Source organism: Streptomyces sp. NPDC004539 (assembly GCF_040610055.1).
Taxonomy (GTDB): domain Bacteria; phylum Actinomycetota; class Actinomycetes; order Streptomycetales; family Streptomycetaceae; genus Streptomyces.
The window spans coordinates 319,758-333,647 of the sequence record NZ_JBEXLS010000007.1 but is presented as its reverse complement, the minus strand read 5'-3'; the positions used below and the strand labels follow the sequence as shown (position 1 = coordinate 333,647).

Here is a 13,890-nt window from a genome sequence, read left to right as displayed (position 1 = left end):
ACCCGTGCAGCACCCTTGACACGCCGCCCGGACCAGGCCGATATTACCAGCACTTAAAGCGCTTTAAATTGTCATGACGTCTCGACGAAGTCCCCCCGCTCCCCCGTTCCCTCCGTTGCACAGCGAGGTGCACCCACCATGAACCCCACCACCGGCAGACTCGCCCCCGCGATCGCCCTGGCCGCCGCGGTCACCCTCACCCTCGCGGGCTGTTCCAGCTCCTCCGGCGGGAAGAAGGCCGAGGAGAGCGCCCAGAACGCCTCGGCCGGCAAGGCGGACACCCCGCGGATCACCATCGCGATGGTCACCCACGCCCCCTCGGGCGACACCTTCTGGGACACGATCCGCAAGGGCGCCGAGGCCGCCGCCGCGAAGGACAACGTCAAGCTGATCTACTCGAACGACGAGACGGCCGGCGACCAGGCGAACCTGGTGCAGAACGCGATCGACCAGAAGGTCGACGGCATCGCCGTCACCCTCGCCAAGCCGGACGCCCTCAAGGACGTCGTCGCCAAGGCGGAGCAGGCCGGTATCCCGGTCGTCGGCCTCAACGCGGGCCTCTCCGTCTGGAAGCGGCAGGGCCTCCTCTCCTTCTTCGGCCAGGACGAGTCCGTCTCCGGCCAGGCCCTCGGCACCCGCCTCACCGGCACCGGCGCCAAGCACGCGCTGTGCGTCATCCAGTCCCAGGGCGACGTCAACCTCGAAGAGCGCTGCGCCGGGGTGAAGAAGACGTTCGGCGGGCAGACCGAGATCCTCAACGTCAACGGCACCGACATGCCGTCCGTGAAGTCGACGATCACCGCCAAGCTCCGGCAGAACCCGGACATCGACCAGGTCGTCACCCTCGGCGCGCCGATCGCGCTGACGGCCGTGCAGTCGGTGTCCGAGGCGGGCTCCAAGGCGAAGATCGCGACCTTCGACCTCAACAAAGAGCTGGTGGCCGCGGTCCAGAAGGGCACCATCGAGTTCGCCGTCGACCAACAGCCCTACCTCCAGGGGTACTTGGCGGTCGACTCGCTGTGGCTCTACAAGAACAACGGCAACTACAGCGGCGGCGGGGAGGCGCCGGTGCTGACCGGTCCGGCGTTCGTCGACAAGTCCAACGTCGCGCAGGTCGCCGCGTTCGCCGCGAAGGGGACTCGGTGAGCACCGTCCCACTGGCCGGCCGTACGGTCCAACGCCCCTTTGCCATAAGGGCGTTGACTCATCCCGAGGTGGGGGTGTTCCTCGGGGCGGCGGCGGTCTTCGTGTTCTTCCTGATCGCGGCGCCGACGGTGCGTGACGGCGGTTCGATGGCGACGGTCCTCTACCAGTCGTCGACCATCGGGATCATGGCGCTGCCGGTCGCCCTGCTCATGATCGGCGGGGAGTTCGACCTCTCGTCGGGTGTCGCGGTCATCTCCTCCGCGCTCACCGCGTCCATGCTCAGCTTCCAGCTCACCATGAACGTATGGGTCGGTGTGGTCGCCGCCCTGATCGTCTCGCTCGCGGTGGGTTACCTCAACGGCTGGCTGCTGGTGCGCACAGGACTGCCGAGCTTCCTCATCACGCTGGGGACGTTCCTGATCCTCCAGGGCGCCAACCTCGCCGTGACGAAGCTCGTCACGAGCAACGTCGCGACCGACGACATCAGCACCATGGACGGCTTCGACCAGGCCCGCACGGTCTTCGCGTCGTCCTTCGACGTCGGCGGCGTCCAAGTGAAGATCACGGTCGTGTGGTGGCTGGTCTTCGCAGCCCTCGCGACCTGGGTCCTGCTGCGGACGAAGTACGGGAACTGGGTGTTCGCGGTCGGCGGGAACAAGGAGTCGGCCCGCGCGGTCGGTGTCCCGGTGAACTTCACGAAGATCACCCTGTTCATGGCCGTCGGGTTCGGTGCCTGGTTCGTGGGGATGCACCAGCTGTTCTCCTTCAACACCGTGCAGTCGGGCGAGGGCGTCGGGCAGGAGCTGATCTACATCGCGGCGGCCGTCATCGGCGGGTGCCTCCTGACCGGCGGTGCCGGTTCGGCGATCGGGCCGGTCTTCGGCGCCTTCATGTTCGGGATGGTCCAGCAGGGCATCGTCTACGCCGGCTGGAACCCCGACTGGTTCAAGGCGTTCCTCGGCGTCATGCTCCTCGGCGCCACGCTCATCAATCTGTGGGTCAGCCGTACGGCGACCCGAAGGTGACGGACATGACCCAAACCCCCTCCGCCGTCGTCGAGTTGCGGAACACCGGCAAGGCGTACGGCAACATCCGTGCCCTGCACGGCGTCTCCCTCGCCGTCCACCCCGGCAAGGTGACCTGCGTCCTCGGCGACAACGGCGCCGGCAAATCGACCCTCATCAAAATCATCTCCGGCCTCCACCAGCACACCGAGGGCGAGTTCCTCGTCGACGGGCAGCCGGTCCGCTTCAGCACCCCGCGCGACGCACTCGCCCGGGGCATCGCCACCGTCTACCAGGACCTCGCGACCGTCCCGCTCATGCCGGTCTGGCGGAACTTCTTCCTCGGCTCCGAGATGACCAAAGGCCCCTGGCCCATCAGGCGGCTGGACATCGAGCGGATGAAGAAGACCGCCGACGAAGAACTCCGCAACATGGGCATCGTCCTCGACGACCTCGAACAGCCCATCGGCACCCTCTCCGGCGGCCAGCGGCAGTGCGTCGCCATCGCACGCGCCGTCTACTTCGGCGCACGCGTGCTGATCCTGGACGAGCCGACCGCCGCCCTCGGCGTCAAACAGTCCGGCGTCGTGCTGAAGTACATCGCCGCCGCCCGCGACCGCGGCCTCGGCGTCATCTTCATCACCCACAACCCCCACCACGCCTACATGGTCGGCGACCACTTCAGCGTCCTACGCCTCGGCACGCTCGAACTCTCCGCCGCCCGCAGCGAGATCACCCTCGAAGCGCTCACCCACCACATGGCCGGCGGCGCCGAACTCGCGGCACTGGAACACGAGTTGGCCTCGCTCACCCCGGAAGGCACCCCGTCATGAAGATCGCCCTCGACCCCTACATGATCCGTGACGTCCCCCTCCTCGAACTCCCGCGCACGGTCGCCGAGTTGGGCTACGACTGGATCGAGCTGTCCCCCCGGGAGGACTTCATCCCCTTCTTCCGCCACCCCCGCGTCGACGACGCCACCGTCCGCAAGTTCCGCAAGGCCCTCGACGCCGCCGGGGTCGGCATCTCCTCCCTCCTCCCCCTGTTCCGCTGGTCCGGCCCCGACGAGGAGGCCCGCCAGGCCGCCGTCCGCTACTGGAAACGCTCCCTCCAGATCGCCGCCGACCTCGGCGTGGACAGCATGATCTCCGAGTTCAACGGCCGCCCCGAGGACCCGGACCGCAGCGAGGCCCAGTTCTGGAAGTCCCTCGACGAACTCCTCCCCCTGTTCGAACGCGAGGGAATCAAACTGGCGTTGGAGCCGCACCCGGACGATTTCATCGAGAACGGGTACGACGCCGTCAACCTGATCCGGGGGATCAACCACCCGAACGTCACGTTCCTCTACTGCGCCCCGCACACCTTCCACATCGGCGACGACGCCCCCGGCATCATCGAGTACGCGGGCGACCTCCTCACCCACGTCCACCTCGCCGACGTCCTCGACCACACGGCGTCCTCCGGGAACCGGTACATCCTCAACCCGCCCGGCACCACCGCCCGCGTCCACCAGCACCTGGACATCGGACAGGGCGAGGTCGACTTCGAGGAACTGTTCCGGGCGCTCGGCGCGAACGGCTTCGACGGCACGCTGACCTCCTGCGTCTTCGCGTGGGAGGACCGGGCGCGCGAGTCCTCGGTGTTCATGCGGGAGCAGATCGGCCGTCTGCTGGCGGGTTCTTCTCAAACCTCTTCTTAAAGCGCTTGAAATGAGCAAAGGAGTCCTCATGTCCAACAAGCCTCTCTCCGTCGCCGTCATCGGCGCCGGGATGGCCGGGCGCAGTCACGCGGCCGGATACCGCAACGTGAACACCGTGTTCGGGGCCGGGCTGCCGCCGGTGCGGCTCGCCGCGATCGCCGACGCGAACGTGGCGCTCGGCGAGGACGCCGCCCGCCGCTACGGCTTCGAGCGGGCGCTGCCGAGCTGGGAGGCCGTCGTCGAGGACCCGTCGATCGACGCGGTCAGCATCGTCGTCGGGAACGATCTGCACCGGCCGATCGCCGAGGCGCTGGTCGCGGCCGGGAAGCATGTGCTGTGCGAGAAACCGCTCGCCGGGTCGGTCGAAGACGCCCGTGCGATGGCCGAGTTGGAGCGGAACGCCGATGTCGTGACGGCCGTCGGGTACACGTTCCGGCGCTCGCCCGCGATCGCCGGGATACGCGAGCATGTGCGGGCCGGTGAGCTGGGCGATCTGACGCTGTTCAGCGGGCGTTACTGGGCCGACTACGCCACCAACCCCGCGGGGCCGCTGACTTGGCGGTTCAAGGGCGGGCCCGGTTCGGGTGCGCTCGGGGACGTCGGCTCGCACATCATCGACGCGGCGGAGTACGTCGCCGGGCCGATCGCCTCGGTGTCGGGGGCCTCGCTGTCGACGCAGATCACGAAGCGGCCGGTGCCGCTGGGCGCGGTCGTCGGGCACAACGCGGCTCCCGTGTCGGACGAGTTCGGGGAGGTCGAGAACGAGGACACCGCGTCCTTCACGGCCCGCTTCGAGTCGGGGCTCGTGGGCACGTTCTCGGTGACGCGGACAGGGTTCGGGATGCCCAACGGGCTCGCGTTCGACGTCGTGGGCGTGGGCGGGCGGGCCGCGTTCGACCAGCACCGGCCGGCCGAGTACCTCTTCGACGACGCCCAGCCCGAGGCCCGTACGCGGGGTGCGCGGCAGGTCGTCGCCGGGCCGGCGTTGCCGTACTTCGCGGGCGGGGTGCCGATGGAGGCGCCGGGGGTCGGGGTCGCGAACGGCGACAGTTTCACGTATCAGGCGCGGGCGTTCCTCGATCAGGTCGCGGGGGTCGCCGAACCCCTCCCGGAGTGCGCCACGTTCGCGGACGCGCTGCGGACGATGGAGATCATCCGCGCGGTCGTCGAGTCCTCCCGCCGGGACGGTGCCGCCGTCCACGTCCCCACGTTCTCCTAGGAGTTGCTGACATGGCTCTCAAGCTCGGCGCCTACACCGCCTGCCTGCACGACCGCACGCTGACCGACGCCCTCGACATCCTGAAGGAGAACGGGCTGACGTCAGTCGAGGTGAACACGGGCGGGTTCATCCCGTCCCCGCACTGCCCGGTCGATCTGCTGCTGTCCTCCGCGAAGGCCCGCGAGGAGTACCTCGCCGTGTTCGCCGAACGCGGCCTGGAACTGACCGGCCTCAACTGCAACGGCAACCCCCTCAACCCGCTGCCGGGGGTGGGTCCGAAGCACGCGGACGACCTGCGGCGGACGATCCGGCTCGCGGGGCTGCTCGGGGTGCGGCACGTCGTCACCATGTCCGGCACCCCGGGGTCGGACCCGGACGCCAAGTACCCGTCGTGGGTGGTGAATCCGTGGGACGGGGTCTACCTGGACGTCCTCGACTACCAGTGGGGGGTGGCCGTCGAGTTCTGGCGGGAGATCGACGCGCTGGCCCGGGAGAACGACGTCCGGGTCGCGATCGAGATGCACCCGCACAACGTGGTCTTCTCTCCGGTGACGTTGAAGCGTCTCGTGGACGAGGGCCGACTCACCAACGTCGGCGCCGAGATGGACCCCTCCCACCTCATGTGGCAGGGCATGGACGTCATCGCGTCCATCAAATGGCTCGGCCCCCTGGTCTTCCACGCCGCCGCGAAGGACGCCACCCTCTGCCCCGGCGCCGACATCCGAGGCGTACTCGACACCTCCTTCACCCGCGTCCCGCCCGACGCCCCCGACAAGGTCCCCACAGGCTACGGCTTCTGGTGCAACACCTGGCCCGAGAACCCCGCCTGGAAATTCGTCGCAGTCGGCATCGGCAACGAAGTCCCGTTCTGGACAGAGTTCCTCCACGCCCTCACCGAGATCGACCCTGACATGGCCGTCAACATCGAACACGAGGACGCGGCCTACTCCCAGACGGAGGGGCTCGCACTGGCAGCGAAGAACCTGCACAGCGCGGCGGCGGCACTGTGAACGGGCTTACTGCTCAGCCGAGTTGACCGACGGAGCTGATCAACCGGGTTCCCCGGTACCTTGAGCCCGGAACCGCTCCCGGCGGGGCACTCACCCGCAAGAACAGCCCTCACGACACCTCGACGACCCCCGCCCGGCACAACAGCTCCAGCCAGTCGTCGCCCGGCAGGGCGAGTGGGCGGTAGGACGGGGAGGCGAGGTGGTCGAGGAAGAACTCTGTTGTTCCTGGGGCACGTTGGTGGAAGTGGTCGGCGTCGAACCATTCGCGGTGCTGGTCGGGAATGCCCAGGACCGCGCCGGTCGCGCGGTCGAGGTAGAGGGGGGTGTCGTCGAGGAGGCCGATGCAGAAGAGCGTGTCGGGGGAGAGCGGCAGGGGTGAGCCGTCGATCGGCCGGCAGTAGTACTGGTGCTCCCGTGCCTCCTCCAGCCCGAAGAGGCGAACGGACGGGGCGCAGTCCGCGCCGTTCAACACCCGGCAGAACGCGAGGAATTCACCGGGTACCCCGTCCGCCTCGGCCACTCCGGCGGTCTTCTCGTCGAGCGTGCCGCCAAGGAGACGCCCGTACAGATCAGGGCTCTTTGCCAGGGCGGCCCGCAGGGCGGCCACGGTCGTGTGGAGCCGGGACCGGGGGCTGGTCGTCATGGAGGGGGTCCGTTCGGGGGTGGCTGGGCAAGGCCACATCGTACGGAGTCGGTGGGGCGGCGGTGGTTCCCGGGGGCCTGACAACTCGCCTCCGGGAACCGGCCGTTCGGGCTCGTGTTCAGCAGCCGGAGGAGTTGAAGGCCCAGAACGCAGCCCTCGTGTTCGCTCCGGCGATGCCGTCCACCGTGAGGTTGTAGCCGAAGATGTTGAGGTAACGCTGGAGCGCGCGGATCGTGTTGGGGCCGACGGCCCCGTCGACGGAGCCGGCGCCGAGGCCGAGGTCGTTGAACTTGCGTTGGGCCGCCATCCAGCTGTTGGTGCCGAGCTGGCCGTCGATCGCGCCGGGGTCGTAGCCCGTATTGCGCAGCCAGCACTGCCAGTTCATGGCGCGGGCGGTGTCGAGGCCGAGGTTGTTGACGGCGAGGACGGTGACGTCCGGGGCGGTCACGGCGGGCCGGGTGGCGGGCTGCGCGGCGGCGAGGCCCGCGCCGGCTCCCATCAGGGTGCCGAGGGCGAGGCCGACAACTGCCGTGGCACTGACGGCCGTACGGGTGAGGGCGGTCCCACGACCGCGTCCGGCGCTCACCGGACCAGGACCACGGAGTTGATGGGCGTCATGTCGTACGGCGCGTACTCGCCCGTCTCGCGGGCCACTTCGGAGCAGTTGACGCCGTTGTAGCCGAAGCAGACCTGGAAACCCGCCCCGCCCGTCTGGCTGTTGACCAGTACGCGGTAGCCGGTGACGTTGGACAGGTTGTGGGCGCCGTAGCTGTAGAAGATGTTCCGGCTGAGGATGGAGCCGTCCGTCTCGCGGATGCAGACGGCCCCGCTCGGACAGGGCGTCGCCGCGCTGGCGGCCGGTGCCGACGCGAAGCCGGCTCCCGCCGTGAGGCACAGCCCCGCGAGGATCGTCGCGATCTTGCGCATGTGCTTTCTCCTTGCGTGGTGATGGAGGGTGTTTCAGCCGATCAACCGGTCCACGTCCGTGCGGAGTTGCGGAAGATCGGCGTGGAGCGTGCCGGGGCACAGGGTCGCCGCCCAGTCCTGGTGACCGCTGATGGCCGCGACCGTGCGGGTGACCCCGCTGACCGGGTTGCGGTAGCCGACGGTGGCGAGCGGGTCGACCGAGTGGCGTACGGCGAGTTCGGCGAGCAGTTGGACGAGGGCGGCGCGGGCGGCGGCCGACGCGGGTGTGTTCGTGAGTGTGCCGAGCAGCGCGATGCCCAGGTTGCCGGAGTTGTAGCCGCCGATGTGCGCGGCGGTGACGAGACGGCCGGCGGCGTCGTGCGCGGGGGTGCCGTCGGTGCCGGACCAACGGCCCTCGTACACCGTCCCGTCGGCGTCGATCAGGTAGTGGTAGCCGATGTCCCCCCACCCCTTGCCGACGGCGTCGTTCCGGTAGATCGCCCGGACCCGCGCCGCCGGGTCGGGGTCGGTGCTGCCGTCGGCGGTGTGGTGCAGGGAGAGGGTCTGGAGGGGGTAGTACTCGGGCGGCCAGATCTCCGTCCCGCCGGCGGAGAACCGCAGCGATTCGTCGGCGGCCCAGTCGGCTCGCGTGCGGAGGGGGTAGGCGGGGGTGATGGCCGGGTGGGCGGCGGGAGCGGCGGGAGCGGCGGGAGCGGCTCCAACGGAGTTTGTCCCGGCGGGAGTTGGCCCGGCGGCGCCTACCCCGACGGAAGCCGGTCCGGTGGAAATCGATCCGGCGGACGCCGCCGACGCCGGGCGCGTGAGCGCGAGCGCCGCCGCGGTGCCGAGCGCCCCCAGGAGAACGCTCCTGCGGGGCGGCGACATCGCCTCGGTGCGTAAGACGGGAAGTTCCGAACGTCCCATGATGTGCGGGTCCTCTTCTGTCGGTGAGCGGAGGCCGGTACGCCGAGGCGGGCCGACCCCCTCCCGATCCGGTCCACTTACGACCGTCCCGGCCCCACCGTCCGTCCGAGGAACCGGGGCGCCGTCGGCCAACAGCCTGTCGGGTCGACGAAGTCGGCGCCACACAGTTCAAAGGTGACCTAAAGATGCCGGTCAGCGGCGTGAGGGGGACGGACACCGGCCGAGGGCACACCCGCGCGTCCACGCGGACTCGCCGGCCCACCCCCTTCGGCCGATCCCCGCCTACCCCCGCCGGCCCCCGCCCGGGACACTGAGGCGTCGCCCATCCCCAGGGAGCCCCCGGTGATACGAGCACACCTCCCCACGCGCCCACGTCTGCTCGCCTCGTTACTGAGCCTGCTCGTGGTGACCGCCCTCCCCGTGTCCACCTCCAGCGCGGCCGGCACCACCGGAACAGCCTCACCCACGGAGACCGTCAACTCCCTCGGCATCCCCGGGACTTCCTGGACCGTCGACGAACACACCGGAGAACTCCAGGTCCTCGCGGACTCCACGGTCACGGACACCGACCTGGCCAGAATCCGGCAAGCCCTCACCCACTCCCCGGGCACCACGAGCCTGCGACGCGTCGACGGCCGACTGCGCACCCTCCTGTCGGGCGGCGACGGCATCTACTCCGCCTCCTGGCGCTGCTCGGCGGGTGTCAACGTGCAGAGCGGCTCGACGTACTACTTCGTCACCGCGGGCCACTGCACCGGCGCCGCGTCCACCTGGTACACCGGCACCGACCTGACCACGGCGATCGGCCCCACCGTCGCCACCAGTTTCCCGCTCGACGACTTCGGCGTGGTCCGCTACGCCAACGCGGCCGTCCCCCGCCCCGGCACCATCGGCACCGTCGACATCACCGGAGCCGCCACCGCCTACGTCGGCCAGTCCGTCTGCCGCCGCGGATCGGCCACCGGCGTCCGCTGCGGTGTCGTCACCGGCCTCAACGCGACCGTCAACTACGCCGACGGGTCCGTGGTATCGGGCCTGATCCGCACCAACATCTGCGCCGAACCGGGCGACAGCGGCGGCCCCCTCTACGCCGGCGACAAGGTCATCGGCATCCTCTCGGGCGGCTCGGGCAACTGCACGACGGGAGGGACCACTTACTACCAGCCGATCCAGGAGGCGCTGAACGCGTACGGCCTGTCGGTCTACTGACGAACCGTCAGCTCCGCTGTCGCATCGGCGGCACGGACACCGCTACGGCAACGACCGCGTCAGCCACACCAGTTCACCCTTGTCGTCGGTCGACACGTGGTCGCGCTCGAACCCGAGTTTTTCGAGAACCCGGAACGAGCGCACGTTCCACGGCCGTACCGACGACCAGAGCCGCTGCCGCCCGGTCGCCGCCGCCGCGCCGAGCACCGCGTGGGCCGCCTCCGTGGCGAAGCCGTACCCGTGCACACGGCGGAACAACTCGTAGGCGATCTCCGGCTCTTCGACGGACGCCCGCCCGACCGTCAGCCCGCAGTACCCGATGAAGTCCCCCATGTCCCGGCGGACGACCGGCAGCAGAGCGATCCCCGTCGCCTCCGACGCGGCGCGCTGCTCCTCGATCATCCGCCGGTTCTCCTCGACCGACGGCATCCCGCCACCGCGTTCGGCGACGAGCAGCCGATGGGCGTCGATGTCGGGTTCGGTCCACTGGCGCAACAGGAGCCGTTCGGTGTGGAGTCGGGGCGGCATCGGGGAGTAGGGCATGGCGGCACCCTACCCACGGCCGACGCCGGCCCAGCGGGTCAGAGCCCCATGTCGCGCAGCCACTGCCCCGTCGTACGAGGAGTGACCCCGAGCAGTCTCTGCGCGGAGTTCTCCGGCGTGATCGACCGGTCCGAAAGCCCGCTCATGGCCGCGTACATCCCGGCGACGTCGGCGGCGGGCCCCTCGCCGATCAGCGGGGCGACGAAGCCGCGGAACTCCTCGGGGCTGATCGGCTCGAAGACGACGTCCTTCCCGAAGTGCGCGCCGAACGCCCCGGCGAGTTCCGCCCCGTCGATCGCGGGGTACTGCCCGACGGAGACGACCCCGGTGACGTCCGGCCGCCCGAACAGCGCGGCGACGGCGTCGGCGACGTCCAGATGCGACACCCAGGACATCGGGAAGTCGGCACGCACCGGATACGGCAGCACGCCCCGCTCGCGCACCGCGTCCAGGACGTACGGCATGAGCAGGTTCTCCAGGTAGGTCAGCGGATCGATCACCGCGTACGGCACCCCCGTCTCCCCCAGCCCCTCGGCCAGCACGGCAGCCGCACCACCCGCCCCGGCGCCGACCGGCGCACCGCTGGTGGAGAACACGACACGGGCCGGACGAGCCTCCCGGACGGCGGCGACGATGTTGTGCGCGTACGTCAGGCGGTCCGCCTCGGAGACCACCGGCAGATGGACGAACACCCCGTCGGCACCGCGATAAGCCTCGGTCAGCTCCGCCACGGACGAATACCTTGCGGCCACCACCCGAGCACCAGCCACGACGGCGTCGGGGTCACGGGTCAGGGCGGTCACGGAGTTGCCCGCGGCGAGGAGGGCGGCGACGACAGGAGCACCTTGGGCGCCGGTGGCGCCGTGGATCACATAAGTCATGACGCCATTAGTGCATACGATGCACCGGTTACATCAACTGCACTAATGGCGTATCTTCGAGAATGTGACCGAACCCCCGCTCCCCGAGTGCGGCGTCGCCCGCTTCCTCGTCCTGCTCAACGGCCCCTGGGCCACCCTGATCGTGCGCGAGCTGCTCCACGGCCCCCACCGCTTCACCGAACTGCGCGAAGCCCTCCCCGGCATCAGCCCGCACACCCTCACGAGCCGGCTCCGCCAGTTCGAACGGCACGGCCTCGTGACCCGCACCGCGTACGGGGAGATCCCCCCACGCGTGGAGTACGCCCTCACCCCCCTCGGCGCGGGCCTGCGCGACGTCCTGTCGGCCATGGAGACCTGGGCGCTGGCGGTGCCCGACACCGGCACGGACAGCACCGTCCGCCGACTACTCCCCCGGGACTAATCCGCACCCCCTGTCGCCCCCGGGAGTACGCGTCACCTCGCCCTCCCGCCCGACGAAAGCCGTGGTTCTCGCCGGAAGTCTGGAGACCGAAGCAGACGTCACCCGGAGGGAGATCGGCCGATGAGGGCCGGAGAGACAACCACGATGAGGACGGGACGCGGGCGGGCCGTTCCCTGGGCGGTGCTCGGGCTGTGGATCGCCGCGCTCGTGCTCGTCGGACCGCTCGCGGCGAAGCTCGGCAGCGTGCAGCACGACAAGGTCACCGACTACCTGCCGGCGAGCGCGGACTCGACACAAGTGGCCAGGATCGAGGAGAAGTTGCCCGGGGGCGAGACCACGGAACTGGTGCTCGTCTACCACCGGGACGGCGGGCTCGGCGCCGCCGACCGCGAGACCGCGGCCCGGCAGGTCGCGGAGATCACCCGGCGGCACAAGCTGATCGGCGGTGCTCCCCAGGGGATTCCGTCGAAGGACGGCACGACCCTGATGTACCCGGTCGCCAGCAACGAGCCCGGAGCGAACGAGGCGCGGCGGGACGAGCTCGTCACCGACGTCCGTGAAATCGCCCGGGGCGAAGGCGGGTTGAGCGTCGATGTAGGTGGCACCGGCGCGCTGGCCACCGACTCCGGCGCGGTCTACGACTCGCTCGGCGGACCGCTGCTCTACACGACCGTCGCCGTCGTCGCCGTCCTGCTGATCCTGATCTACCGCAGCCCCGTGCTGTGGCTCGTCCCCCTCGTCGTCGCCGGGATCGCCGACTACCTGTCGATGGGTGCCGCCTACGGCCTCAACCAGGTCTTCGGCACGACCGTCTCGGGCCAGAGTTCGGGGGTGATGACGATCCTCGTGTTCGGCGCGGGCACGGACTACGCGCTGCTGATCGTCTCGCGCTACCGGGAGGAGCTGCGGCGCTTCGAGCGGCCGTACGAGGCCATGCTCGCCGCGCTGCGCGGCTGTGGCCCCGCCGTGCTCGCCTCCTCCGGCACCGTCGCCGCCGGGCTGCTGTGCCTGCTCGCCGCCGACCTCAACAGCAGCCGGGGCATGGGCCCGCTCGGCACCGTCGGCGTGCTGTGCGCGCTGATCGCCATGATGACGCTGCTCCCCGCCATTCTCGTACTGGTCGGACGGCGGGTGTTCTGGCCGCTCGTGCCCGCCTTCGGGAGCACGCCCAAGCAGCGGCGCAGCCTGTTCGCGGCGATGGGCGGCTCCGCCGGACGCAGGCCGCTGACCGTCCTCGCGAGCGGTGCCGTCCTGCTCGGCGCCCTCGCCCTCGGCTCGCTGAACCTGCCGGGTCCGCTCAAGCAGGAGGACTCCTTCGTCACCAAGCCGGAGTCCGTCGTCGCGATGGAGACCGTCGCCAAGTCCTATCCCGGGCAGGGCAGTCAGCCCATCGACGTGATCACCCCGCAGGGCCGCGCCGACGAGACCCTCGCGGCCGTCCGCTCCACTCCGGGCGTCGCCGGCGCGGAGAAAGGGCGTACCGGAGACGGCTGGACCGAGATCTCCGTCTTCGCGAGGAGCGCGCCCCAGTCGGCGGGGGAGACCGCCGTCATCAAGGCGCTGCGGGACCGGCTGAAGGGCTCCTACGTCGGCGGGGACAGCGCCCAGCAGATCGACCTGGAGGACACCAACGCCCGGGACACGAAGATCGTCGTACCGCTCGTCCTCGTCTCCGTCCTGCTCATCCTGATCGTGCTGCTGCGCAGTCTCGTCGCACCGCTGCTCCTGGTGGTCGCGGTCGTCGCGGTGTGGGGTGCCTCCCTCGGGATCGGCGGACTGCTCTTCGAACCGGTCCTGGGCCTCAAGGGCACCGATCCGGGGCTCGGACTGCTGTCCTTCGTGTTCCTCGTCGCTCTCGGCGTCGACTACGGCATCTTCCTCCTGCACCGGATGAGGGAGGAGTCCCTGGCGGGAGCGGAACCGGCGACGGCGGCACTCACCGCGCTGCGCACCACCGGCGGCGTCATCGCCTCGGCCGGACTGGTCCTCGCCGCGACCTTCGCCGTGCTGACGAACATGGGCCTGGTGCAGCTGGTCCAGCTCGGCTTCGTGATCGCCGTCGGCGTCCTGCTCGACACGTTCCTCGTACGGACGTACCTGGTGACCAGCGCGAGCGTCGCCCTGCGGCGGAAGGTGTGGTGGCCGGGTGCGCTCTCCCGGGAACCGGCGCCGACCGGGCCGCCGCGGCAGCCGGAGACCGTCGGCGCGCCTTGATCCGACGCCCGGGTGCCTCTCCTCCCGGAGGGGCACCCGGGTTCCCGTACGAGTACCGGAAGATGGAGCAG

Annotated in this window: 15 protein-coding genes; 9 read left to right on the top strand and 6 right to left on the bottom strand. The window is 70.1% G+C overall.

Going from position 1 to position 13,890, the window contains the following annotated elements:
* The first annotated feature begins 138 nt into the window (after nucleotides 1-138).
* From ABZX85_RS17820 to ABZX85_RS17795, 6 genes are read left to right on the top strand one after another with little or no spacing between them, the layout of a single operon-like run.
* Nucleotides 139-1,146 (top strand): sugar ABC transporter substrate-binding protein, encoded by a 1,008-nt coding sequence (locus ABZX85_RS17820; protein WP_355868796.1) that lies wholly within the window; start codon nucleotides 139-141, stop codon nucleotides 1,144-1,146.
* Nucleotides 1,143-2,171, top strand: coding sequence for an ABC transporter permease (locus ABZX85_RS17815; RefSeq protein WP_355868793.1), 1,029 nt, complete (start codon nucleotides 1,143-1,145; stop codon nucleotides 2,169-2,171). The genes ABZX85_RS17820 and ABZX85_RS17815 overlap by 4 nt, the downstream gene beginning before the upstream one ends.
* Nucleotides 2,172-2,176: 5 nt before the next feature.
* The gene (locus ABZX85_RS17810) at nucleotides 2,177-2,983 is read left to right on the top strand and encodes an ATP-binding cassette domain-containing protein (protein ID WP_355868790.1); all 807 of its coding nucleotides are present in this window, start codon (nucleotides 2,177-2,179) and stop codon (nucleotides 2,981-2,983) included.
* Entirely contained in the window at nucleotides 2,980-3,849 is an 870-nt protein-coding gene (locus tag ABZX85_RS17805) for a sugar phosphate isomerase/epimerase (protein WP_355868787.1), read from the top strand. The genes ABZX85_RS17810 and ABZX85_RS17805 overlap by 4 nt, the downstream gene beginning before the upstream one ends.
* Before the next feature lie 28 nt (nucleotides 3,850-3,877).
* Nucleotides 3,878-5,068 (top strand): Gfo/Idh/MocA family oxidoreductase, encoded by a 1,191-nt coding sequence (locus ABZX85_RS17800; protein WP_355868784.1) that lies wholly within the window; start codon nucleotides 3,878-3,880, stop codon nucleotides 5,066-5,068.
* 11 nt (nucleotides 5,069-5,079) lie between these two features.
* Nucleotides 5,080-6,078 (top strand): sugar phosphate isomerase/epimerase, encoded by a 999-nt coding sequence (locus ABZX85_RS17795; protein ID WP_355868781.1) that lies wholly within the window; start codon nucleotides 5,080-5,082, stop codon nucleotides 6,076-6,078.
* Nucleotides 6,079-6,187: 109 nt separating this feature from the next.
* Here the strand turns inward: ABZX85_RS17795 and ABZX85_RS17790 are convergent, their stop codons facing one another.
* The 4 genes from ABZX85_RS17790 to ABZX85_RS17775 all read right to left on the bottom strand — a co-directional run bounded on the left by ABZX85_RS17790 (nucleotide 6,188) and on the right by ABZX85_RS17775 (nucleotide 8,551).
* Nucleotides 6,188-6,721 (bottom strand): hypothetical protein, encoded by a 534-nt coding sequence (locus ABZX85_RS17790; protein WP_355868778.1) that lies wholly within the window; start codon nucleotides 6,719-6,721, stop codon nucleotides 6,188-6,190.
* Nucleotides 6,722-6,839: 118 nt separating this feature from the next.
* Nucleotides 6,840-7,307, bottom strand: a complete 468-nt coding sequence (locus tag ABZX85_RS17785; protein WP_355868775.1) for a peptidoglycan-binding domain-containing protein — start codon at nucleotides 7,305-7,307, stop codon at nucleotides 6,840-6,842.
* Entirely contained in the window at nucleotides 7,304-7,648 is a 345-nt protein-coding gene (locus ABZX85_RS17780; protein WP_355868772.1) for a hypothetical protein, read from the bottom strand. Before ABZX85_RS17780 ends, ABZX85_RS17785 begins: the two co-directional genes overlap by 4 nt.
* Before the next feature lie 33 nt (nucleotides 7,649-7,681).
* Nucleotides 7,682-8,551, bottom strand: a complete 870-nt coding sequence (locus tag ABZX85_RS17775; RefSeq protein ID WP_355868769.1) for a peptidoglycan recognition family protein — start codon at nucleotides 8,549-8,551, stop codon at nucleotides 7,682-7,684.
* A gap of 342 nt (nucleotides 8,552-8,893) precedes the next feature.
* On the opposite strand from ABZX85_RS17775, the gene ABZX85_RS17770 reads away from it, so the two are divergent.
* Nucleotides 8,894-9,760: a S1 family peptidase gene (locus ABZX85_RS17770; RefSeq protein ID WP_355868766.1), complete on the top strand. Its 867-nt coding sequence runs from the start codon at nucleotides 8,894-8,896 to the stop codon at nucleotides 9,758-9,760.
* A gap of 42 nt (nucleotides 9,761-9,802) precedes the next feature.
* On the opposite strand, the gene ABZX85_RS17765 is transcribed toward ABZX85_RS17770, so the two are convergent.
* The gene (locus tag ABZX85_RS17765) at nucleotides 9,803-10,303 is read right to left on the bottom strand and encodes a GNAT family N-acetyltransferase (RefSeq protein WP_355868763.1); all 501 of its coding nucleotides are present in this window, start codon (nucleotides 10,301-10,303) and stop codon (nucleotides 9,803-9,805) included.
* A 38-nt stretch (nucleotides 10,304-10,341) separates the two neighbouring features.
* Complete coding sequence (locus tag ABZX85_RS17760; protein ID WP_355868760.1) at nucleotides 10,342-11,184, bottom strand: NmrA family NAD(P)-binding protein; 843 nt, start codon at nucleotides 11,182-11,184, stop codon at nucleotides 10,342-10,344.
* Between the two features lie 64 nt (nucleotides 11,185-11,248).
* On the opposite strand from ABZX85_RS17760, the gene ABZX85_RS17755 reads away from it, so the two are divergent.
* Both ABZX85_RS17755 and ABZX85_RS17750 read left to right on the top strand, forming a co-directional pair.
* A complete protein-coding gene (locus ABZX85_RS17755) occupies nucleotides 11,249-11,605 on the top strand; it encodes a helix-turn-helix domain-containing protein (RefSeq protein WP_355868757.1) in 357 nt (118 codons plus the stop codon).
* A gap of 120 nt (nucleotides 11,606-11,725) precedes the next feature.
* On the top strand, nucleotides 11,726-13,819 hold the full coding sequence (locus ABZX85_RS17750) for an MMPL family transporter (RefSeq protein WP_355868754.1): 2,094 nt from the start codon (nucleotides 11,726-11,728) through the stop codon (nucleotides 13,817-13,819).
* Nucleotides 13,820-13,890 lie beyond the last annotated feature (71 nt).

Bases quoted from the DNA above. Each gene is read 5' to 3' on its own strand.
- ABZX85_RS17820 (WP_355868796.1), top strand. From the start codon at position 139: ATGAACCCCACCACCGGCAGACTCGCCCCCGCGATCGCCCTGGCCGCC.
- ABZX85_RS17810 (WP_355868790.1), top strand. From the start codon at position 2,177: ATGACCCAAACCCCCTCCGCCGTCGTCGAGTTGCGGAACACCGGCAAG.
- ABZX85_RS17805 (WP_355868787.1), top strand. From the start codon at position 2,980: ATGAAGATCGCCCTCGACCCCTACATGATCCGTGACGTCCCCCTCCTC.
- ABZX85_RS17800 (WP_355868784.1), top strand. From the start codon at position 3,878: ATGTCCAACAAGCCTCTCTCCGTCGCCGTCATCGGCGCCGGGATGGCC.
- ABZX85_RS17795 (WP_355868781.1), top strand. From the start codon at position 5,080: ATGGCTCTCAAGCTCGGCGCCTACACCGCCTGCCTGCACGACCGCACG.
- ABZX85_RS17790 (WP_355868778.1), bottom strand. From the start codon at position 6,721: ATGACGACCAGCCCCCGGTCCCGGCTCCACACGACCGTGGCCGCCCTG.
- ABZX85_RS17780 (WP_355868772.1), bottom strand. From the start codon at position 7,648: ATGCGCAAGATCGCGACGATCCTCGCGGGGCTGTGCCTCACGGCGGGA.
- ABZX85_RS17775 (WP_355868769.1), bottom strand. From the start codon at position 8,551: ATGGGACGTTCGGAACTTCCCGTCTTACGCACCGAGGCGATGTCGCCG.
- ABZX85_RS17765 (WP_355868763.1), bottom strand. From the start codon at position 10,303: ATGCCCTACTCCCCGATGCCGCCCCGACTCCACACCGAACGGCTCCTG.
- ABZX85_RS17760 (WP_355868760.1), bottom strand. From the start codon at position 11,184: ATGACTTATGTGATCCACGGCGCCACCGGCGCCCAAGGTGCTCCTGTC.
- ABZX85_RS17750 (WP_355868754.1), top strand. From the start codon at position 11,726: ATGAGGGCCGGAGAGACAACCACGATGAGGACGGGACGCGGGCGGGCC.